We start from the raw sequence: 21,559 nt of genomic DNA on the forward strand, positions 1-21,559 counted from the left end.
GATAAGGAGGGAAATGTGAACGTGAGAAAACAACCCATTATTTTAGCGCTATCCGTGGCATTGCTCGTAGCTGGCTGCTCCCAGCCGGAAGCAGCTGCTCCGTCAGATACGCAGGCAGAAGAAGCGGCGACTCCCGTACAGATTGAACAGGTGAAAAAAGGAGTCGTCAGCAGCGAAGCGGGAATTTCAGCCAAATTGGCTCCAAGCGAGGAAATACAGATCAGTCCCAAAGTCAGCGGGAAAATTACAAGCCTCCCGGTAAAGCTGGGTCAGCCTGTTAAAAAGGGAGAAGTCTTGTTTAAACTGGACGAGACGGATCTCGCCAATACAGTCGCCCAGCAGGAAGCAGCGTATAAAGTGGCACTGGCGAATCTCAAGCAGTCGGGAAGCAGTACGGATCAAAGCCTGGTACAGGCACAAAACAGCTTGAAACAAGCTGAACAAGCACTGACGGATGCCCAGCTGAACCAGCAACGGATGAAACAACTGTTTGATCAAGGGGCTATCTCATCCCAGCAGTTCGAGCAAGCAAACACAAGTCTGATGAATGCACAGACTGCATATGAAAACGCTAAGCAAACGTTGGAAACAACCAAGCAAAAAACAACCCTGCAAGTATCGGAAGCATCCGTGAACCAAGCAGCGGTCGCTTTGCAAAATGCTAGAGAGCAGCTGGCGAATGCAGTCGTGACAGCGCCGATCAGCGGCTTTGTTTCGAGCGTAAACGGAGCGGTTGGACAGATTGCTTCGCAGGGAACTCCCGTTGTCGTCATCGTCAACACAAACCCGCTCTTGGTCAAAGCGAATCTTTCTGAACAAGACATCACAAAAGTCAAAGTGGGTACGGCCGTAAAGGTAAACATCCCGATTCTCGGCAAAGAAGTGGAAGCAAAAGTATCGGCGGTGAGCCCTGTGATGAATTCACAGCTCAAGGCGTATCCGATCGAAATTTCGATCCCGAACCCTTCCAACGAGCTGAAGGCGGACATGGTCGTGAACGTTACGTTTGCAGGTCAAGTCTCCGGCAAGGAAGAGGAGCTGATCGTTCCGCGCAAAGCCGTGTTTGAACGAGAGGGCAAAAAATTTGTATTCCGTATCGAGGATGAAGTCGCCAAGCAGGTGGAAGTCACTACTGGTGAAGAAACGAGCGACCAGATCGTGATTAAATCCGGTTTGGCCGAGGGAGATAAGGTAGTCGTCAAAGGACAGACATTGCTGCAAGACGGTAAAAAAGTATCGATCATTCAGTAATAAAGGCATTTCGGGATGGGCCTGTACGGACCTTCCCGGGAAGGCTGACAAGACAGAAAAGAGCTGTGCAATCGCAGGAGGCTGCGGCACAGCTCTTTTTTTGTGTCGGTTTGGATCAAGCGGTTTGGAACAAAATAACGAAGGAGCCCTCCGCTCAACAGCGTTTATTTCAGTTGTTCATTTAAGATGCTTTCCTCCAGGACAGCAAATTTATCTCCGTATACTTTGGTAATATGTCTTTCTCCCCAGGCACAAAGGGAGTCCAGTATTCCTTTCAAGCTCCACCCATACTCGCTGAGCTCATATTCGACCCTGGGCGGGACTTGGTTGTACACAATTCGGTTTATGACCCCGTCTTCCTCCAGCTCGCGCAATTGTTGTGTCAGCATTTTTTGGGTAATGGCTGGCATCAGCCGTTTCAATTCGCTCGTCCTCTTTTTGCCGTGGGTCAAATGGCAGAGGATGACGCATTTCCATTTGCCTCCGATGACTTCGAGCGTTGCTTCGACAGCGATGTTGTACTTCTTCTTTTGCATGGTGCTACCTCCTGAAAACAGGCACCAAAAAGTGCCTATCATACTTTTGAGTACCTATGACACAAAAAAGTGCGTTCTTTTCTTTTTGACTTATAACTCCCATAATAGCATTTGCCGGCGGAAAATCACTATACTTTTTTATTTAGATAGTCTGTTGGCAACTAGGGCCCTAGAAATAGACACAAACAGGAGGAGGAACCATGCCTTTGGATCATAAGCGTAATATGTGGGCACTGCTGGCATTGGCAGTGAGTGCATTCGCGATAGGAACCACAGAATTTATCAGCGTGGGATTACTGCCGCTGATCGCTCAAGATTTACACATCTCTGTCACGACAGCCGGGCTGACCGTTTCCCTCTATGCACTTGGGGTCACGGTCGGCGCGCCAATCCTGACATCACTGACTTCCACCATGAACCGGAAAACACTTTTGCTATGGATCATGGTCGTCTTTATCGCGGGGAACAGCATTGCAGCCAGTGCGACCAGCGTAAGCATTCTGCTGATAGCCCGTGTTTTGTCCGCCTTCGCGCACGGTGTATTTATGTCAATCGGGTCTACCATCGCCGCCAATTTGGTGCCGGAGGATCGCAGAGCCAGCGCGATCTCGATCATGTTTACAGGCCTTACGGTGGCTACCGTTACTGGAGTGCCGATCGGAACCTTTATCGGTCAACAGTTCGGGTGGCGGCTTGCCTTTGTAGCGATTGTTGCGGTAGGGGCTATCGCCTTGATTGCGAACGGCATCCTGGTTCCTCGCAATTTGGCAAAAGGGATTCGCACAAAATTTGGCGATCAGCTCAAGCTCGTTACAAATGGGCGGTTGCTGCTGGTATTCTTGATTACCGCGTTGGGGTATGGGGGCACGTTCGTCGTCTTCACTTATTTGTCTCCACTGCTTCAGGATATAACAGGGTTTAAAGCTGAAACGGTCGCGGTCATCTTGCTTGTGTACGGCATCGCGATTGCAGTCGGAAACGTAATTGGCGGAAAAGTAGCGAATCGAAAGCCGATTGTGGCCTTGTTTTATATGTTTATCGTGCAAGCGGCAGTCCTTTTTCTTTTGGCGTTCACCGCACCGTTCAAAGTAGCTGGCTTGATTACGATCTTTCTGATGGGACTGTTCGCCTTTATGAACGTGCCTGGTCTGCAAGTGTACGTCGTCATGCTGGCAGAGCGTTTTGTCCCCAGTGCTGTAGATGTCGCCTCAGCGATCAATATCGCCGCCTTTAATGCAGGTATCGCCATCGGCTCCTATCTCGGCGGGGTCATTACCGATTCCATCGGTCTCATTCATACCTCATGGATCGGCGGCTTCATGGTACTGGCGGCTGTCGTCTTGTCCGGCTGGAGTCGGGCATTGGAGCAAAGGGATCAAAGAGAGCAACGCGCATAATCATCATTTCCATTTCACATAGTCAGGAGGACTTTCATCATGGCAAAACATTTACAAGATACAACAACATTGCATAACGGGGTAAAAATGCCTTGGCTCGGCTTGGGAGTATTTAAGGTAGAAGAAGGGCCGGAATTGGTGAATGCCGTAAAAACCGCTATCGTTCATGGGTACCGGAGTGTCGATACTGCAGCGATTTACGAAAATGAAGCAGGAGTCGGAGAAGGGATCCGTGAAGGGATGAAAGAAGCTCGCATCGCAAGGGAGGAGCTGTTCATCACCTCAAAGGTTTGGAATGCCGACCTGGGATATGAATCGACAATCGCCGCCTACCAGGCAAGCCTGGACAAGCTGGGGCTGGACTATCTTGATCTGTACTTGATTCATTGGCCTGTAGCGGGCAAATACAAAGAGGCATGGCGGGCACTGGAGACGCTTTACAAAGAAGGGCGGGTCAAAGCGATCGGGGTCAGCAACTTCCAAATCCATCACCTCGAAGACTTGATGAAGGATGCAGAAATCAAACCGATGGTGAACCAGGTGGAGTACCATCCGCGCTTGACCCAAAAAGAGCTTCAGGCGTATTGCCAGAAGCACGGCATTCAGTTGGAAGCGTGGTCGCCGCTCATGCAGGGGCAATTGTTGGATAATCCAGTCCTGCAGGAGATCGCAACAAAGCACGGCAAATCGGTTGCCCAGATCATTTTGCGCTGGGACCTGCAAAACGGAGTCGTTACGATCCCCAAATCGACAAAGGCGCAGCGAATCGTCGAAAACGCTACGGTATTCGATTTTGAGCTGACGAGCGAAGAGATGGAGCGAATCGACAGCTTGAATCAAAATCTCAGAGTCGGTCCGGATCCGGATAACTTTGACTTTTAATAGACCGAAAGCCCTCTTGTTGACTATCGCAAGAGGGCTCCTTTCATAAAGGGAGCATCCATCCTCCCAAAGCGCCGATGATCACTACAATCCATGGCGGGGTTTTCCAGAACACGAGGAGACAAAACAAGAATCCTGCCAAGGCAAAATCAGCAGAAGACTGGATCGAGCTTGTCCAGATCGGATGATAGAGCGCTGCCAATAGAATTCCCACGACTGCCGCATTGATCGCCCGCAAAGCGCCCTGGATGCGCGGATTTTTCCGCAGTGTATGCCAAAATGGGAGCGTTCCGATTACGAGCAAAAAAGCCGGGAGAAACATAGCGATCGTGGCGAAAAGAGCACCTGACCAACCTCCGATCATGGCTCCCAGGTAACCGGCAAATGTAAAGAGCGGGCCGGGGACCGCTTGTGCAGCACCGTATCCGGCGAGAAACTGTTCTTTTGACAAATAACCTGCACGGACCAGTTCACTGTCGAGCAAGGGCAAGACGACGTGACCGCCTCCAAATACCAATGAACCGGCCCGATAAAAATGGTCGGACAGGCTGATCCATGAAGGTCCGCCGATGTGGCTTAGGATCGGCAAGAGAACCAAGAGGGCGAAAAAAAGAAGCAAGCACAGCAATCCGGCTGTCCGGCTGATCGGCACGCGCAGCTCCGAATCCGGGGAATGGTCACTTTGTTTCCACACGAGGCATCCAAACGCTCCTGCCAGCAGGATAACGAGCACTTGAACCGCCGCAGTTGGCCACATTAGACACACCGCAGCGGTTAACATGGCGATGGTTGCACGAATCCGGTCGGGAGCGAGCTTTTGTCCCATAGACAGAACCGCTTGCACAACGATCGCGACTGCCACGATTTTCAGCCCGTGAATCCAGCCGGCATCAAGGCTGTTTGCAGCGCTTAAAAACGAAGCAAAACAAGCAAGGAGAAGCACCGAAGGGAGCGTAAACCCGATCCAGGCTGCAACTCCGCCCCAAATGCCGCCGCGTATGACTCCGATCCCGATCCCTGCCTGGCTGCTGGCCGGGCCGGGGAGAAACTGGCAGAGCGCAACCAAGTCCGCATACGCCTGGTCGTCGAGCCATTTGCGTTTGCGAACATACTCATTATGAAAATAACCGAGATGCGCGACGGGGCCGCCAAAAGAGGTAAGTCCCAGCTTTGTGGCGACGAGGAATATCTCTTTTACGTTTCTCCACTGATTTTGCTTCGTTTGTCGCTCCTTTGAAAGCATAGGCTCCAATTCCAACATCGTCCCGCCTTTCGGATGCAGAATGATCGGTTTAGGACCGGTCTTTTTCTTTTCATTATAACAGCGAAAAGGGACCTTGCCTCTACCTGGTTCAGCCTGGTAAGAGGTGAGGTCCCTTTTTTGCGTGTTCCGAGCGAAGCAGTGGGTGGATGGAGCCGCCTCCCCCGCACACGTGCGGTATCACATGGTGAGGTTTCAGCAGGAATCCAGCCCTGCATGTTACCCGATCTCTGCGTTTTTTGAAAATGGCGTTCAATCCACGGTCGTTTCTTTACGCTTGATCATCAAAAGGTAGCACAGGATTGCTCCAATTTCGGCAAGCGCGATGACGACACCCATCGGTACGGCTGTGCCGCTGCCGCCGATCCCGACGAGAGGGGCGACGATGCCGCCGGAAACAAAGGAGAGCAGGCCGATCAGTGCAGAGGCGCTGCCTGCCGCTTTGGCCTGGTTTTGCATCGCCAGTGAAAAAGCAGTCGTACTGACGATACCGACGCTGGATACGACGAGGAATAGCGGCGGCAGGACAGCTGCAAGTCCAGCGCCGATGAGGATCATGGCCAAGAGCGAGATGCCGCCGAACACAGCGATCCCCAGTCCGATGATCAGCAGCTTTTTCTCACTGACGCGTCCGGCAAGCTTTCCGGTAATTTGTCCGGCGATAATGATCCCCAGGCCATTTATGGCAAAGAACAAGCTGAACATTTGCGGCGAAGCCCCGTAAATATTTTGAATCACAAAGGGCGAACCGGAAATGTAAGCAAACATCGCCGCCGACACGAGACCCGAGGACAGCGCGTAGCCCATGAAGTTCCGGTCGGTGAGCAGGCCGCGGAAGGTGGAGAGCGTCTGTGTCAAGCCGCCGGGTGCGCGGCGTTCTGCGGGCAGAGTCTCAGGCAGCTTCAGCAAGACCGCGACCAGCATCAGGACCCCGATTGCTCCAAGTACAATGAATACACCCCGCCAAGACGTTACCTCCAGGAGCTGGCCGCCAAAAATAGGGGCCAGAATCGGAGCAGCACCGTTGACGAGCATCAGCAGCGAGGAGAATTTCGTCATTTCTGTCCCGGAGTACATGTCCCGAACCATCGCCCGTGCAATCACGATGCCGGCGGCTCCGGCAACCCCTTGAATGAACCGGAGCGCGACGAAGCCCCAAATCGAAGGCATAAGGGCACACAGCAAAGAGGTGACAATGTAGACGATCAGACCGATCAAAAGCGGCTTGCGCCTGCCCTGTACATCGCTGAGCGGTCCTGCCAAAAGCTGTCCCGCAGAAAGGCCGAGCAGGCAGGATGTCAGGCTTAATTGGACCAAAGAAGTGCTCGTTTGCAATTCTTCGGCGATCTTTGGCAGCGACGGCAGGTACATATCGAGAGACAAAGGTCCAAAAGCGGTTAAAGAACCGAGCACAAGAACCATCATCAAACGGCTGGTGCCAATCGCTTTTTCGGTTGTACGGTTGTACGAAATCATTGGATCACTCACAAGTATCATTCAAACCTTTCTGTGCAAATTTCCGTCGATGAACGCTTCGACGACTGTACATCCTCCAAATCTTTATGCATTTGCTGCAGCAAGCGGCGGAACAGCTCCTTTTCTTCCGGGGTAAAGTGTGCGAAGCACTTTTCTTCGATCTCTTGCAACGCTTCTTTTACCGCTTTCTCTGCTTGGCGTCCTTTTTCGGTGAGAAAGACCCTGGACACTCGCTGATCGTGGGGGTCATTTCTGCGCTCCACCAGTCCTGTCTTGACCATCCGGTTGACCATGACGGTCATCGTGGCTGGCTTGATGTTTAGCTTGCGGGCAAGCTCCTGCTGAATCTGGCCGTCCTCTTCCGCCAGACGGATGAGCAGCGGCGGCTGACCGGGGTAAACATCGTAGGCTTGAATCAAGAGGTCGACATTGTGACGGTACAGCTTCATCACATGGCTCATCAGATGGGTTAGGGCAGTGGAGTAGTCAAAAGCCATGAAGATCCCCCTTCGTTTAGCCGACTAATGAAAATGAGTGTAAAGCTTTGCCTCTTTTTTGTCAATGGATGAACAAGCTGCTTGCTGGGGGAAAAAAGAGGACAAAACGGCACTCCAGAAGCATTGACAAAAGCTGAGAAAGTACGTAAAATAATCCAAACTATTCCGATAAGAGAACTACATGTCGACTAGACCACTAGAGACAGGAATACCTTTCAGGGGGATTCTGTCTCTTTTTTTTAGTGGGGCCCGCGAGAAGGCAAAGAACAGCAGTCAGCCTGGAATACGAGGAGAGAGACAGATGAATATCGAAAATCTGGAAGCTTTTGTTTACGTCGTCCACTTTAACAGCTTTAACAAAGCAGCAGATGCCTTGTTCTTGTCGCAGCCATCCATCACGGCCCGGATTCAATCGCTTGAGCGTGAACTGGACACCAAGCTGTTTCACCGGGAAGGCAGGAAATTCACCCTGACGGAAAAAGGGAGGCAGTTTCTTCCGTATGCGCAGCAGATACTGCAATCGTATAAAAAAGGAAAACAGCAGCTTCAGACAACTGGCGCGGGAATAAAGGAAATACGCCTCGGCTGCACAGCATCGGTATCCCATTACTTGATCCCGGAAATCTTGCCGGTCTTGAGAAAAAAATACCCCGAGCTTCAGATCAAGCTGGTGACAGGACCATCCGAAGCGATTTTGCAAAAGGTGACGGAAAACGAAATCGACCTGGGACTGGTGCGAAACATCACACATCCGCGGATTGATTCGGTCATGTTTTATGAAGACCCGATTCGTCTCTTTGTGTATCCAGGCCATCCGTTATGGGAGCAGGATAATGTCACGATAGAAGAAGCAGGGAATTACTCTTTGGTCTTTTTTGAATGCGGCTCGCTTGACTGGATCAAGCTTCACCGACTGTTTGAGTCCTTGTCCCGACTACCGTCCATCGATCTGTACATAGACAACGTAGAGGCAGCGAAAAAATGCATATGCAAAGGACTGGGGATCGGTTTTTTGCCCGAATCATGCGCGAGAAGGGAAGTACAGGAAAAGCAGCTTTACCCGATTGCGATACCAGCTCTTACTTCGTTAACCTTGCGAACGAATGTGATCGCACGCAAAGGGGAGGGCGGCGAAATCTGGAACACTTTTTTGTCTCTGAGAAAAGAAATCGACTGGAAAAGCAGCTTCCAGGAATCACGATTGAACTTCTCTATTCATGAATAGAAAAAGCTGATTACCCAGCCGATTGACTGTGCGATGAGGCGGTGGTACATTTTTTTACAACAAATCCCGATTAAACAAATCGGAATAATAAAAGTTATCGTTCAGCTTGCCTGCGAGGAGGGAGCGACCATGAGCATTCGGTTAAGTATTTTGGATCAAAGCCAGATTGGCAAGGGGGAGTCGGCGGAAGAAGCGTTTCTTCATACAATCACCTTGGCCCAAACAGCAGAGGAGCTCGGCTATCATCGCTTTTGGGTGTCGGAGCACCACAACTCTGACGACGTCGTCGGCTCTTCACCCGAAGTGCTGCTGGCGTATTTGGCTGCCAAGACAAAGCGTATCCGGCTCGGCTCAGGAGGAGTGATGCTTCAGCATTACAGTCCCTATAAAGTCGCTGAAAATTTCAACGTGCTGGCGGCTTTGGCTCCGGGGCGAATCGATTTGGGCATTGGGCGTGCGCCGGGAGGACTCCCTTTATCCACAAGGGCCCTGCAGCGAGAGGGCGGGACACCGAAACTGCTGGAAGAAAAGCTCAAGGAACTGGATGCCTATCTTTACAACCGGATTGAAGAGGGGCATCCGCTGTTTGGCTTGCGTGCGACTCCGGTCCCGCAAACTCCGGCCCCCATCTATTTGCTCGGAACAAGCACCTCCAGTGCCGAATTGGCCGCACAGGCTGGCTTGCCTTACGTCTTTGCCCAGTTTATCAACGGGGATGAGGCCGTGATACGCGCTGCCTTTATCCGTTACCGAGAACGGTTTTCCGCAAAATCTCCTGCCGAGGCTGCCAAAAGAGAAGCCATTCTGGCGCTGTCGGTGATCGTAGCGGCGACTGATCGGGAAGCCAGGGAATGGGCTTCGGAATACAAGAATGTCAAGATCCATCTCGAAGGCGGGAGAACGTTGACTGTGAACAGCATAGAGGCAGCCGAAGCTTTCGGCGTACAATCCGGGGAAAAGTACAGGATCGAGGTAAAGGAGGCAAATATCATTGCCGGTTCACAAAATACCGTTCGCAATAAGCTGCTGGAGCTTCAGCGCGTCTATCAGGTCGACGAACTGATCATCACCGTGCCGCTCAAGGATTTCCACAGGCGTCTCGACTCGTATGTGCAAGTAAAGGAAGCATTCGCGGACGAGTCGATACCAAGCCGGTAGGGGACTCCGCCTTTGTCCACAAATCAAATGGAGGGAATGTTATGAAAAAAACAGCGTTGTTATCTTTGTTGATCGGCACCTTCCTGGTTGCATCCGGTTGCTCTCCCGGCCCGGTAACCCAAGGGGCAGGGGGAAGTCTGGCGAGCGCGGCTTCCGGCGTCAAAACGGTTGTGGTGGGTACGGGCACTTCATTTCCGAACATCTGCTTTATTGATGAAAATGGCAAGCTGACCGGCTATGATGTCGAGCTGATCAGAGAGATCGACAGGCGGCTTCCAGACTACGAATTTGAATTGAAAACCTTTGAGTTCAAAAACCTCCTGCTCAGCCTGGAGACAAGCAAGATCGATCTGATCGCCCATCAGATGGAAGTAAATGAAGAAAGAAAGGCCAAGTTCTTGTTCAACGATGAGGCTTACAATATTTTTCCCAACAAGGTTGTCGTTCGCCAGGACAACAACGAGGTACGCTCCATCGAGGATTTGAAGGGGAAAAAGCTGATCGTGACTGCGACGAGCAATGCCGCGGTGCTCGCTGAGAAGTGGAACAAAGAGCATGGCAATCCGATCAACATCGTCTACACCGGCACGGGCGAGGATGCCAATGCCCAGATCAAATCGGGGCGGGTCGACGCAACCATCAGCACCCAGTTTGCCATCGATTTTCTCAATAAATCGGTGGATGCGCAGTTGAAAACGGTCGGGGAGCCGCTTTCGAATTCGAAAGTCTATTACATTTTGCGAAAAGACGCGACGGAGCTGAAGCAGCGAATCGATGAAGCCTTGCGGGAAATCAAGGCAGACGGAACGCTGGCGAAATTAAGCACAGAATGGCTGGGCGGTGACTACACCGTTGAGCAGTAATGGAGTCTTTTCGTCGCGAGGGAGGCAAACGCCATGGGCAAAGCATTTGACCCGGCATTAATCTTTGAGTTTCTCCCCAAGCTGCTGGCGTATTTGCCGGTGACGCTGTTCATCCTCGTCGCAGCACTTTTCTTTGGCTTATGGCTGGCTCTTTTGATCGCGCTGCCCCGGTTGTACAAAGTGCCGGTACTCAGCCAGCTCGCAGCGATTTACGTTTCCTTTATCCGGGGAACGCCGGTATTGATCCAGTTGTTTCTCGTCTTTTACGGGCTCCCGGCGTTTTTGCAACTGTTTCATCTGGACGTTTCGCGGGCAAACCCTTTGTTTTTCGTCATTGCGACGTATTCCTTGAGCAGTGCTGCCTTTTTCTCGGAGACGATCCGCGCTGCAGTCAACAGTGTGGACCGTGGACAAATAGAAGCGGCGTACGCTGCAGGCTTGACGGGTAGGCAGGCGTTCGTACGAATCGTTTTGCCGCAAGCGGGGATGATCGCTTTTCCCAACTTTGCCAATTCCGTCATCGGGTTTCTCAAGGACACATCGCTTGCCTTCAGCATCGGCGTGATGGATATGATGGGGCGGGGGCAGACACTGATCTCGGCAACGGCGCATGCGCTCGAAGTGTATATCGGGCTGGCGATCATTTATTATCTCGTCGTGATCGTACTGGAAAAAGGCTTTGTCCGCGCAGAGCGGAGGCTGCAGAGGCATGAGAGAAAGTGGGCAAGTGCCTGACATCATTTTGCGGAAAGGGCGTATCAGATGACAATTGACATTCCGTTTATCATTACGTGCTTCTTCGAAATTGTAACGGCTCTGCCGCTCACGCTCGTCATCACGGTCATTCCGCTGATCATCGGGTTCGGGATTGGCGTGGTCACGGCACTGATGCGTATCTACAAGGTGCGGTTTCTCCACCGGATCGCCGATTTTTACGTTTCCTTTCTGCGAGGAACGCCTGTTGTGCTGCATGTGCTGATCATTTACTTTGCCCTGCCGCTTTTGATCGCCAAGCTTTCCGATCAATTCGGATGGGGTATTGACACCGCTTCGATTCCGATTCTGGTTTTTGTGCTGACGGCCTTTTCGTTGACGGCAGGTGCCTACATGTCGGAGATTATCCGCTCCGGTATTTTGTCGGTCAACCAAGGCCAGGTCGAAGCGGCTTACGCCGTCGGGATGAGCACCCGCCAAGCGCTGTGGAGGATTGTTTTACCGCAAGCGATCGGGGGCATTTTGCCGAATTTGTGCAATCTGTTCATCGGATTTTTGCACACTTCCACATTCGCTTTCACCGTCTCGCAGATGGAACTGCTCGGAAAGGCGAATGTCGTCGCCTCCGTCAATCTGAAGTTCCTGGAGGCTTTCATCGCGGCCGCGTTGATCTACTGGGGGATGACCATTATCGCTGAGAGGATCACCGCTTTTCTGGAAAAGCGGGTTACAGCCTACAACCGGGGAGGTATCGCATGATTCAACTGCAAAATATCCGCAAGTCATACGGAAGCCATGAGGTGCTTAAAGGCATCGACCTGACGGTAAACAAAGGGGATGTTGTAGTCATCCTCGGGCCAAGCGGTTCGGGAAAAACAACACTGTTGCGCTGCGTCAATTTTTTGGAGCGGCCGTCAGACGGTCAGGTGACGATCAGCGGCTTCACCGTCGATTGCAAGCAGCCGGGCAAACAGAACGTTTTGAAGCTCCGCAGAAAAACGGCGATGGTGTTTCAGCATTACAACCTGTTCAAGCACAAGACTGCTTTGGAAAATGTGATGGAAGGCCTCGTCGTCGCACAAAAGCTACCGAAAGAAGAAGCAAAGCAAAAAAGCCTCGACGTCCTGGAAAAAGTGGGGTTGTCTGACAAGATTCATCACTATCCCAGCCAGCTCTCCGGCGGACAGCAGCAGCGTGTCGGGATCGCTCGTGCACTGGCTTTGAGTCCGGAGGTGATCTTGTTTGACGAGCCGACGTCCGCTCTGGACCCGGAGCTGGTGGGCGAGGTTCTGGCGGTTATCAAAAAGATCGCGCGGGAAGGCGTGACGATGATCGTAGTCACCCATGAGATGGGATTTGCCAGAGAAGTGGCCAACCATATCGTGTTCATGGACGGCGGGGTGATCGTTGAGGAAGGGCCACCGGATGAGATTTTTTCAAATCCGAAAGAAGAGCGGACCAAACAGTTCGTGAGGCGGATTACCCCGGAGTGGAGCTACGTGATCTGAATCGTTTGGGAGGTGTTTTGCATGAGCGACCAGTTCCGTCTGGCGACAGTAAAGGACGCGGAGAAGCTTTTGGAGCTGATCAAAAGAGCGTATCAAACCATCCGGGAGCTGGAAATCGAGTTTACCGCTGTCCACGCAGATATGGAGATGATCCTCGAAAACCTGTCCGAGCATACATGCTTTGTTCTGGAGAGGGAGGGCAGGCTGCTCGCGACAATCTCTTTGCGTTCCTTGGTAGAGGTGACGGAATATCCCTTTTTGTACTGGTTTGCGGTAGACCCTGACTGCAAAAACCAGGGCATCGGCTCAAGGCTGCTCAGGTATGTGGAAGAAACGGTTGTCCGCGATACGCTGCATGCCCCTTGCGCAACGCTGGCGACATCCAGAAAGCACCCATGGCTGTTGTCGATGTACGAAAGAAACGGCTATATCCCGTTTTATGAGCGGGATTTGGGTCATGATGACAAGCTTGTGTTTTTGCAAAAACGGCTCATTCACAGCCCGACTGCCGCAAGCGAAACGCACAATGAGGAGGTGTCCATTTGACGATTACAGCCGAAGATCTGCTCAGAGAAGCAGCGGAATACCATAGCAAGCTCGTCGAGATCAGGCGAGAGCTCCACAGCTATCCGGAGCTGTCCTGGGAGGAGCACCGGACGACGAGGAAAATTCGCGACACGCTCACAGAGGCCGGGATCAGCATATTGCCGCTGGCGATTCCGGTAGGCGTATTGGCAGAGATTACAGGAGCTGCGCCGGGACCCACCGTAGCGCTTCGGGCAGATATTGATGCCTTGCCGATTCAGGAGGAGAGCGGGCTGCCCTACGCTTCTTTGGTCAAGGGAAGGATGCACGCGTGCGGCCACGACTTCCACACCTCTGTGATTTTGGGAGCTGCTCTTTTACTGCAAAAACACGCGGCCAAGCTGCCTGGACGCGTTCGCTTGCTGTTTCAGCCGGCAGAGGAAAAGGGCACAGGGGCCAAAGCAATGATCGAAGCAGGAGCATTGGAAGGCGTGAGCGCCATTTTCGGGATGCACAATAAACCGGACTTGCCGGTCGGGACCATTGGACTTCTAAGCGGACCGCTGATGGCGAGTGTGGACGGCTTCAACATCACGGTTTCCGGAAAAGGGGGCCATGCCGCGGTGCCGGATGCGGCCATTGACCCGATCGTGGCCGCAAGCGCGATCGTCGGGGGATTGCAAACGGCTGTAAGCCGGAGCATCAGCCCTTTTGACAGCGCGGTTGTCAGCGTCTGCCAATTTCACGCCGGCACGTCGTGGAATGTCATACCCGATACAGCAGCTTTGGACGGTACTGTTCGCACGTTTCATCCGCAGGTGCGGCAGAAAATACCGGAGCTGCTTGAGCGGATCGCGACCGGAATTGCAGCAGGCTTCGGAGCCCGGGCCGAACTGGAATGGTTCGCGGGTACACCGTCAGTAGACAATCACCCGGCGGCGACAGAAGTGTTTCACAGTGCAGCGGAGGCACTGCGCCTGAACGTCGTGGAGGCAAAGCCTTCGGCAGGCGGTGAAGATTTTGCCCATTATCAACAAGTCGTGCCAGGCAGCTTCGCTTGGATTGGGACCAGCGGGAGCGAAGAGTGGCATCATCCGAAATTTACTGTAAATGAAGACGCCTTGTCGCCGGGTGCCGCTCTGTTTGCACTGGCTGCCATCCATGCGCTGGAGCGGTGGGAGACGGACAACGAGCTGCAATTGGAACGGTACGCTTGACTGATCGAAAGGGGAGGAAATAGACAATGACGCAAAAAAGACAGTTGAAGCTAGGCACGATGCTGCATGGACCGGGCGGGCACGTAGCTGCATGGAGACATCCGGATGCCGTCGCGGATGCCAGCGTAAACCTTGCCTTTTACAAAAGACTGGTGAGAAAAGCGGAGGAAGGAAAGTTCGATCTTGTCTTCGTGGCGGATGGGCTATACATTACGGAAAAATCCCACCCCAATTTTTTAAACCGGTTCGAGCCGATCACCCTGCTCGCAGCATTGGCTGGTTTCAGCACTCATATCGGGCTGGTCGGGACACTCTCGACGTCTTACAGCGAACCCTTTACCGTGGCAAGACAGTTCGCCTCCATCGACCTGATCAGCAACGGTCGCGCAGGGTGGAACGCGGTCACCTCTCCATTGGAAGGCTCCGCTCTGAACTACAGCAAGCCTGCACATCCGTCGCATGAGCTGCGTTACCGCATTGCCCATGAGTTTCTCCAGGTAACCAAAGGACTGTGGGATTCGTGGGAAGATGACGCTTTTGTCCGCGACAAACAAACGGGTGTCTTTTTCCATCCGGAAAAGATGCATCGGCTGAATCACAAAGGAGAATTTTTCTCTGTCCAGGGACCGCTCAATATCGGCAGGTCCAGGCAGGGACAGCCGGTCATCTTTCAAGCGGGCTCCTCCGAAGCAGGCAAAGAGCTGGCAGCAAAAGAAGCCGATGCCGTTTTTACCAATCACGACAACATCGAGGCAGCCAAGCGCTTCTACCAGGACGTAAAGGCAAGAGCCGCCCGCTATGGCAGGGCTCCTGAAGAGATTCTCATTTTTCCGGGGATTGCCCCGATTATCGGGCACACACAGGAGGAAGCCGAGCGCAAGTACGAGCAGATTGCGGGACTGGTGCATATTGACGATGCGCTCAATTATCTGGGCAGATTCTTTGACCACTTTGATTTTTCCCAGTTTCCTCTCGACGAACCGCTTCCCGATCTGGGCGAATTGGGCAGCGAAGGCTTCAAAAGCACGACGGATTGGATCAAGCGGATAGCCAGGGAGGAAAAGCTGACGCTACGCCAGTTGGCCCTTCGCGTGACCACCCCCCGAAAAGGCTTCATCGGTACGCCCGAGCAGGTAGCCGATGAGATTCAGGAGTGGTTCGAGGCAGGAGCGGCGGACGGCTTCATGATCGGCAGCGCGGTCGTGCCGGTCGGTCTTGATGACTTTGTGGAGCTCGTCGTGCCGATCCTGCAGCAGCGCGGCTTGTTCCGCACAGAGTACGAGCATGACACATTGCGGGGAAATCTGGGGATTCCCGTACCTCCTAACCGCTATCGTTCGGGACAAAGCACTGCTTCTGAAAAAAGCAGAGCACCAGAGCTGGAGGCGAGCAAACAGTAGATAGAAAACTGGTCAACCCGTATTGTCCGAACGGCCTTTCACCACCGAATCCAGACAGACAAGGAGACAAGGAGCGAAAAGACAAATCACGTATGTAACGGTTATCCATGCCTTTCATAAGGAGGTAGCAATGTGAGCCATACAAAAATCGATATACGGCATTACCTAGCAATATACGAGCAGCTAAAGCAAGCGATTGAAGGATTGACCGAGGACGAGCTGAGGTGGAAGGAGGCGCCTGAAAAATGGAGCGTTACTGAAGTGCTGTCCCACCTGGCTGACCACAATCTCGTCGTGTCCTTTCGAATCAGGGAAATTCTCTCCGGATCAACAGCGCGGCTGCCCGGCTTTTCGCAAGATGCGTGGGTAAGCAATACGAAGGCGAATGAAGGATCAGTTGCGGAGATTCTGCGTGTATACCAAGCGTTGCTTTCCTATAATAGTGAGCTGTTTGGCAGACTTTCTGAGGATGATTGGCAGAAGAGCGGGGTTCAGGTAAACGGGAAGACTGTAAGACTGGCCGATGTTGTTCAGGCATTTATTGCCCATGTGCAATTGCATCTGGCGCAGATTGATCGGATCAAGCAAGCCTTGGCAGAGGACAAATGAACGGTAGAGAACACAAACGAAATGGAGCGATAATACAGGATGATGACAGGAGCCGGGGCAGGAAAGCTTCCCGGTTCTTTTTTCTTGCGGAGCTCTGTATCGTTTAGAACAGAATGAGCCAACTTACAAAATGTATGAAATGTTCGTCCCACTTTTATTTACTATATAACATGCGCGGGAATGGTCGCTGAAGTATGATAGTCTTCTAGAAAGTGATAATTTTTGAATATTCAAAAGGGTGTGATAATAGGATGATCTGGGATTTTCAATTCAATTTGCCGACACGTATCGAATTTGGGAATGGGAAAATCAAGGAATTGGGAAGATGCATTCGAGAATTGGGAGGCACGAAGGCGTTAGTCGTTACCGATCAAGGGATTGTCAAATCCGGTATTTTGAAAACGGTTACAGAAATGTTGGAAGCAAATGCGGTTGCATACGCCGTTTTTGATCAGGTCAAGCCGAATCCGCGCGATGTGGATTGCATGGAAGCCTATCGAATCGCCCGGGAGGCTGGCGTGGACGTCCTGATCGGACTGGGCGGAGGCAGTTCCATGGACACAGCCAAAGCGGTCGGGACACTGCTTACACACGGGGGACAGATCAGCGATTGGTACGGGCTGAATGTGCTTCAAGAGCCGATCACTCCACTGCTCTGCATCCCTACAACCGCCGGTACCGGCAGTGAAGTTACATTCTTCTCGGTCATTACGGACACGGAAACAAAGCTGAAAATGAATATTTTGGACACGCGGCTGGCACCCAGGATTGCACTGTTGGACCCAGAGCTTACAGTCACACTTCCTTCGCATGTGACGGCATCGACGGGTATGGATGCCTTGACGCATGCGATTGAAGCCTATACGTGCAACATTTCCGAGCCGATCACGGATGCGCTGGCCCTGTATGCGATCGATCAGATCGTCCGGTATCTCCCGATCGCAGTGGCTGACGGAACCAATCTGGAGGCGCGCAAACAAATGCTGGCAGCAAGCTTGATCGCCGGGATCGCTTTCGGCAACTCCGATGTCGGCGGCGTCCACTGCATGGCGGAGGCTCTCGGCGGATTGTATGACACGCCACATGGAGTGGCCAACTCGATGCTCCTGCCGTTCGTATTTGAATACAACATCCCTGCAGATCCCGAGAAGCATGCCGTCGTGGCTGAACGCCTCGGAGCGGTGAGAGGAGATCGATCGGCAGAGGAGACGGCGCGAGAGGGTGTCCGGCTGTTGAAGAAGCTTGCTGAGACCGTGCACATTCCGAAAATGAAGGACCTGGGAAATGTGAATCCGGACGACTTTTTGTATCTGGCAGAAGCGGCGACGCAGAATGTGTCGGCTCCGAGCAACCCGCGTCCAGCGACGAAGGAAGATTACTTGCGCCTTTTCCGTATGGCTTACGAGGGATAGTATTTGCACAAAAATCGGATGAGAAGGATGATTGCCTATGAGTGAATTAAAATTGAATCGCACGCTCGGCTTCTGGGCCGCTTATTCCGCTTCGGTAGGACTTGTCGTTTCCGGGACTGCGATGGTGGCGCTCGGAAATGGCTACGGCGTGAGCGGCCCTGCGTACAGCATAGTCGCCTTTGGAGCGCTGATCGTGATTTTATGCGTAGCATTGTCCTACTCGGAAATGGCGGCAATGATCCCCGGAGCGGGAATGGTCGGGGAGTACACGCTCCCCGCACTGGGCAAGCTCCCCGCCTTGTTTGCCGTACTGGCAGGATATATCGTGCTTGTCGGCACCGATGGAGGAACAAACATGATCGTGGGCGGACAATCTCTGGAGGCGCTGACGGGGATACCTTGGTATGTGTGCGTCTCTGTGATATTGATCTTTCTCGTTCTGGTCAATCTGATGGGGGTCGCCGTGTTCGGGAAAGTACAGTCCGTACTGGCCATCGGCATGATGACGCTTCTAGGCGTACTGGGGCTGTGGGGACTTACTGGCATCGGCACGATGGAGCCCTTGGCCGTGCAGCCGCCCTTCTCGCCGTTGAGCTGGCAGGAGCAGGCAGGGACGCTGGGACTTGCCATCTGGCTTTTCATCGGGATGGAATTTGTTGCGCCGCTGGCTGAAGAGGTAAAAAATCCAGGAAGAACGATTCCGATCGCCATGCTGTTCGGATGCTTCACCATCTGGCTGGTCGACCTGTTCTTTGGTCTTGGCGTCACCAAGTACATCGCGCTGGATGTGCTCGCACAATCCACGATTCCGCATGTAGCCGGTGCCGAGGCCATGCTGGGCAAGCCCGGTCTTGTCATTATGAGTGTCGTCTCGATCCTGGCAGCCGTGACCACCTGTGACACCTATCTCGTGGCGGTACCCCGCATGCTGTACGGCTTGTCCAAGGAAGGCTTGCTGCCCAAGGTATTCGCCTGGCTTCATCCGAAAACACGCACGCCCTGGTACGGCATCTTTTTCGTCGTCGGTCTGATTCTGATCGTCCTTGTTTATGCGTTCGTCAATAATGCCAACATTGATTTTGTCACGATGATGATTGCTGTGGCATGCGGCACCTGGCTGATGTCGTACATGATCACACAGATTGACGTCATCGTCTTGCGGATCAAGTATCCTGATGCTGTACGGCCTTTTAAAACGCCGCTTTACCCGATTCCGCAGATCGTCGGCATCATCGCCTGCATGTACATGATCTACACGCAGTATCAGGACCCGCGCGTCCTCACGATTTCACTTTACGTCATCGCTGCGATCATCTTGTTTGGGATCATCTACCTGAAGGCAACGGGTCAAAAACTGTTTGAACCGGTTCCACTGGAAAAGGTATACGACGGGATTCGCAAAAGAAGCGAGCTGGATACAGCGATTGGCGGCCATGAAAGTGACGCAAAACTTTCATCGTAAAAGGAGCTGAACACCTGGATGGGGCTGTTTACAGTCATCGACCACCGCGCATTCAAAACCCTACACCTGATTGCTGGCGAGTTTCAATCTTACGCGCCGATCGGAACTGTCAGCAACGGCCGCATACAACTGGATGGTTCCAGAATCGGAGTGGAGGAGCTGAGCGCTTCCTACAAGATCATCAACAAGTGGATGGGGAGAGTCTATATTTACACATGGATGTGGACACTGCACGACAAGGGACCTGAAGAAGATTTGGTTATAAAATGCCAATTTTCTGGTAAAATGAAAACGGGCAGGCAAGTCCGCTTTTTCTCGAAATCACATGCCCCTCTCGTTGAATGGCTCAATCAGGACAAGCGCATCAAGGAGCTCTGCAATTCGATCGACTATGAGCTGCTCGAGCTTCGTTACAGCAGCAGGGAGCAGCGCTGGAAGGTCGAGATGCGTCCCAATTACGGCGACTTCATTTGGATTCTGCTCCCGCCTGTGAAATATGCCCGCAAGCCAAAACCTCAAGAAATTCAAGATACGATGAGCTTGATCAAACGTCTGGCAAAGCTGATCAAAAAGGAAGAAAGAGGTGTGTAAACAGATGGCTGCAAATTCGTTTTTGACTGATCCGCGAACCGTTCAGAAGATGTACATCGACGGACAATGGGTATTGGGTTCAGACAATCAGACGAGAGAAGTCATCAACCCGGCCAACGGGGAGGTGATCGGTCTCGTCACCGAAGGGACAAGAGACGATGCGAGAAAGGCGGTACAGGCAGCGCGGCGGGCTTTTGACAAGGACGGGTGGCAAGAGAGCAAGGCGCGTGACAGGGCGGCGCTTCTGCATAAGATCGCCGATCTGCTGGAACAGCGCGTGGAAGAGTTCGCCTCACTGGATACGCTGAACAACGGCAAGCCGCTCCGCGAGTCCCGCTATGACGTGAGCGACGCGGTCAATCAATTCCGCTACTACGCCGGACTTTGCACGAAGCCTCACGGGATCACCTACGATGTTCCGGACGAGATGCAGTCGATGGTCGTCCGCGAGCCGATCGGTGTTGTCGGGCAGATTATTCCATGGAACTACCCGCTGGTCATGGCAACGCAAAAAATCGCACCCGCGATTGCCGCCGGCTGCGCCATCGTGATCAAGCCTGCGGAACAAACGCCGCTTTCCTTGATCCGGCTGTTCGAAATCATCGATCAAGTCGGTTTTCCGCCGGGGGTGATCAATCTCGTGCTCGGAGCAGGGGAAACGGTCGGTGCGGAGCTGGCGGAAAATCCGCTCGTGGACAAGGTTGCATTCACCGGCGGAACGGATACGGGCATCAAAATCATGAAGGCGGCAGCGGATACGATCAAAAAAGTGGGGCTGGAGCTAGGCGGGAAATCCCCCAATATCGTGTTTGCCGACGCGGATTTTGAAACGGCTGTAGACTATGCGCTCTACGCGATCTTTGCCAATCAGGGCGAGGTATGCTCCGCGGGCTCGCGACTGCTGCTGGAGGCAAGCATCTACGACCGCTTTGTCGAGGAATTGGTTGCCCGGGCCAAGACGATCAAAGTGGGGCCGGGAACGGACGAAGAGACGGAGATGGGGCCACTCATCACCGAAGAGCATATGAATCGCGTTCTCTCCTATATCGAGACGGGAATAAAGGAAGGGGCCACTCTGCTTTGCGGGGGCCGTCGACTGATGGAAAACGGGTTGGACCGGGGATTCTTTGTCGAACCGACGATCTTCACCAATACGACTCCTGACATGAGGATCGTGCAAGAGGAGATTTTCGGCCCCGTATTGGTCATCCAGACCTTTACTGCCGAGGAAGAGGCGATCGAGCTGGCAAACGGCACTCGGTACGGACTGGCCGGGTCAGTGTTCACCTCGGATGTTGCCAAAGCGCACCGGGTCATTCGCAAGCTGCGGGCCGGGATTACCTGGATCAACACGTACCATCCCACCTACAACGAAGCGCCGTGGGGCGGATACAAACAGAGCGGGATCGGGCGCGAGCTGGGTACGTACGGCTTTGAAGAGTATTTGGAGATCAAGCAAATCAATGTCAATTTGCAAGTAGAACCGAGCGGGTGGTTCCAGAAAAGATAAGCAGCAATACGAGCAAATCGGCCCTGGCGACAAGGCCGATTTTTTTTCTAAGCTAGTACGGCTTT

General features: G+C 52.9%; 21 protein-coding genes. 17 read left to right on the forward strand and 4 right to left on the reverse strand.

Annotated elements, in window-relative coordinates; translation table 11 throughout:
• Positions 1-15 precede the first annotated feature (15 nt).
• Entirely contained in the window at positions 16-1,251 is a 1,236-nt protein-coding gene (locus EDM54_RS18355) for an efflux RND transporter periplasmic adaptor subunit (RefSeq protein WP_024984751.1), read from the forward strand.
• 164 nt (positions 1,252-1,415) lie between these two features.
• On the opposite strand, the gene EDM54_RS18360 is transcribed toward EDM54_RS18355, so the two are convergent.
• On the reverse strand, positions 1,416-1,787 hold the full coding sequence (locus EDM54_RS18360) for a winged helix-turn-helix transcriptional regulator (protein ID WP_003386848.1): 372 nt from the start codon (positions 1,785-1,787) through the stop codon (positions 1,416-1,418).
• 200 nt (positions 1,788-1,987) lie between these two features.
• Here EDM54_RS18360 and EDM54_RS18365 point away from each other — a divergent pair, with 200 nt between their 5' ends.
• Together EDM54_RS18365 and pgoN are read left to right on the forward strand one after the other, a co-directional pair.
• Positions 1,988-3,184 carry an MFS transporter gene (locus tag EDM54_RS18365; RefSeq protein ID WP_024984750.1) on the forward strand — a complete coding sequence of 399 codons (1,197 nt, stop codon included), beginning with the start codon at positions 1,988-1,990 and terminating at the stop codon, positions 3,182-3,184.
• Between the two features lie 39 nt (positions 3,185-3,223).
• The gene (gene pgoN / locus EDM54_RS18370) at positions 3,224-4,066 is read left to right on the forward strand and encodes a glyoxal/methylglyoxal reductase (RefSeq protein WP_003386845.1); all 843 of its coding nucleotides are present in this window, start codon (positions 3,224-3,226) and stop codon (positions 4,064-4,066) included.
• 43 nt (positions 4,067-4,109) lie between these two features.
• On the opposite strand, the gene EDM54_RS18375 is transcribed toward pgoN, so the two are convergent.
• The 3 genes from EDM54_RS18375 to EDM54_RS18385 form a co-directional block, all read right to left on the reverse strand.
• Positions 4,110-5,327: a chromate transporter gene (locus EDM54_RS18375; RefSeq protein ID WP_122958602.1), complete on the reverse strand. Its 1,218-nt coding sequence runs from the start codon at positions 5,325-5,327 to the stop codon at positions 4,110-4,112.
• Positions 5,328-5,579: 252 nt separating this feature from the next.
• Positions 5,580-6,803, reverse strand: a complete 1,224-nt coding sequence (locus EDM54_RS18380; protein ID WP_031933335.1) for a multidrug effflux MFS transporter — start codon at positions 6,801-6,803, stop codon at positions 5,580-5,582.
• Between the two features lie 17 nt (positions 6,804-6,820).
• A complete protein-coding gene (locus EDM54_RS18385) occupies positions 6,821-7,300 on the reverse strand; it encodes a MarR family winged helix-turn-helix transcriptional regulator (RefSeq protein ID WP_003386841.1) in 480 nt (159 codons plus the stop codon).
• Positions 7,301-7,601: 301 nt separating this feature from the next.
• Between EDM54_RS18385 and EDM54_RS18390 the strand changes: the two genes are divergently transcribed.
• From EDM54_RS18390 to EDM54_RS18455, 14 genes are all read left to right on the forward strand, one after another.
• Entirely contained in the window at positions 7,602-8,525 is a 924-nt protein-coding gene (locus EDM54_RS18390; RefSeq protein WP_024984748.1) for a LysR family transcriptional regulator, read from the forward strand.
• A 129-nt stretch (positions 8,526-8,654) separates the two neighbouring features.
• Positions 8,655-9,683, forward strand: coding sequence for an LLM class flavin-dependent oxidoreductase (locus tag EDM54_RS18395; protein ID WP_122958603.1), 1,029 nt, complete (start codon positions 8,655-8,657; stop codon positions 9,681-9,683).
• Positions 9,684-9,724: 41 nt separating this feature from the next.
• The gene (locus EDM54_RS18400) at positions 9,725-10,546 is read left to right on the forward strand and encodes an amino acid ABC transporter substrate-binding protein (protein WP_003386838.1); all 822 of its coding nucleotides are present in this window, start codon (positions 9,725-9,727) and stop codon (positions 10,544-10,546) included.
• A 33-nt stretch (positions 10,547-10,579) separates the two neighbouring features.
• Positions 10,580-11,281 (forward strand): amino acid ABC transporter permease, encoded by a 702-nt coding sequence (locus EDM54_RS18405; protein WP_122958604.1) that lies wholly within the window; start codon positions 10,580-10,582, stop codon positions 11,279-11,281.
• Between the two features lie 27 nt (positions 11,282-11,308).
• Complete coding sequence (locus EDM54_RS18410; RefSeq protein ID WP_003386836.1) at positions 11,309-12,019, forward strand: amino acid ABC transporter permease; 711 nt, start codon at positions 11,309-11,311, stop codon at positions 12,017-12,019.
• Positions 12,016-12,768, forward strand: coding sequence for an amino acid ABC transporter ATP-binding protein (locus EDM54_RS18415; protein WP_024984744.1), 753 nt, complete (start codon positions 12,016-12,018; stop codon positions 12,766-12,768). Before EDM54_RS18410 ends, EDM54_RS18415 begins: the two co-directional genes overlap by 4 nt.
• Before the next feature lie 21 nt (positions 12,769-12,789).
• Positions 12,790-13,314 (forward strand): GNAT family N-acetyltransferase, encoded by a 525-nt coding sequence (locus EDM54_RS18420; protein ID WP_122958605.1) that lies wholly within the window; start codon positions 12,790-12,792, stop codon positions 13,312-13,314.
• On the forward strand, positions 13,311-14,510 hold the full coding sequence (locus EDM54_RS18425) for an amidohydrolase (protein ID WP_122958606.1): 1,200 nt from the start codon (positions 13,311-13,313) through the stop codon (positions 14,508-14,510). The genes EDM54_RS18420 and EDM54_RS18425 overlap by 4 nt, the downstream gene beginning before the upstream one ends.
• 26 nt (positions 14,511-14,536) lie before the next feature.
• Positions 14,537-15,910 carry an LLM class flavin-dependent oxidoreductase gene (locus EDM54_RS18430; RefSeq protein ID WP_003386830.1) on the forward strand — a complete coding sequence of 458 codons (1,374 nt, stop codon included), beginning with the start codon at positions 14,537-14,539 and terminating at the stop codon, positions 15,908-15,910.
• Between the two features lie 132 nt (positions 15,911-16,042).
• The gene (locus tag EDM54_RS18435) at positions 16,043-16,519 is read left to right on the forward strand and encodes a DinB family protein (RefSeq protein WP_024984740.1); all 477 of its coding nucleotides are present in this window, start codon (positions 16,043-16,045) and stop codon (positions 16,517-16,519) included.
• 251 nt (positions 16,520-16,770) lie between these two features.
• Positions 16,771-17,931 (forward strand): iron-containing alcohol dehydrogenase, encoded by a 1,161-nt coding sequence (locus EDM54_RS18440; RefSeq protein ID WP_003386828.1) that lies wholly within the window; start codon positions 16,771-16,773, stop codon positions 17,929-17,931.
• A gap of 37 nt (positions 17,932-17,968) precedes the next feature.
• Positions 17,969-19,393, forward strand: coding sequence for an APC family permease (locus EDM54_RS18445; protein WP_003386827.1), 1,425 nt, complete (start codon positions 17,969-17,971; stop codon positions 19,391-19,393).
• Positions 19,394-19,411: 18 nt separating this feature from the next.
• Positions 19,412-19,984: a DUF3156 family protein gene (locus tag EDM54_RS18450; protein WP_122958607.1), complete on the forward strand. Its 573-nt coding sequence runs from the start codon at positions 19,412-19,414 to the stop codon at positions 19,982-19,984.
• A 4-nt stretch (positions 19,985-19,988) separates the two neighbouring features.
• A complete protein-coding gene (locus tag EDM54_RS18455) occupies positions 19,989-21,494 on the forward strand; it encodes an aldehyde dehydrogenase family protein (protein WP_122958608.1) in 1,506 nt (501 codons plus the stop codon).
• Positions 21,495-21,559: the final 65 nt, after the last annotated feature.

Source organism: Brevibacillus borstelensis (assembly GCF_003710865.1).
GTDB classification, from domain to species: Bacteria; Bacillota; Bacilli; order Brevibacillales; family Brevibacillaceae; genus Brevibacillus; species Brevibacillus borstelensis.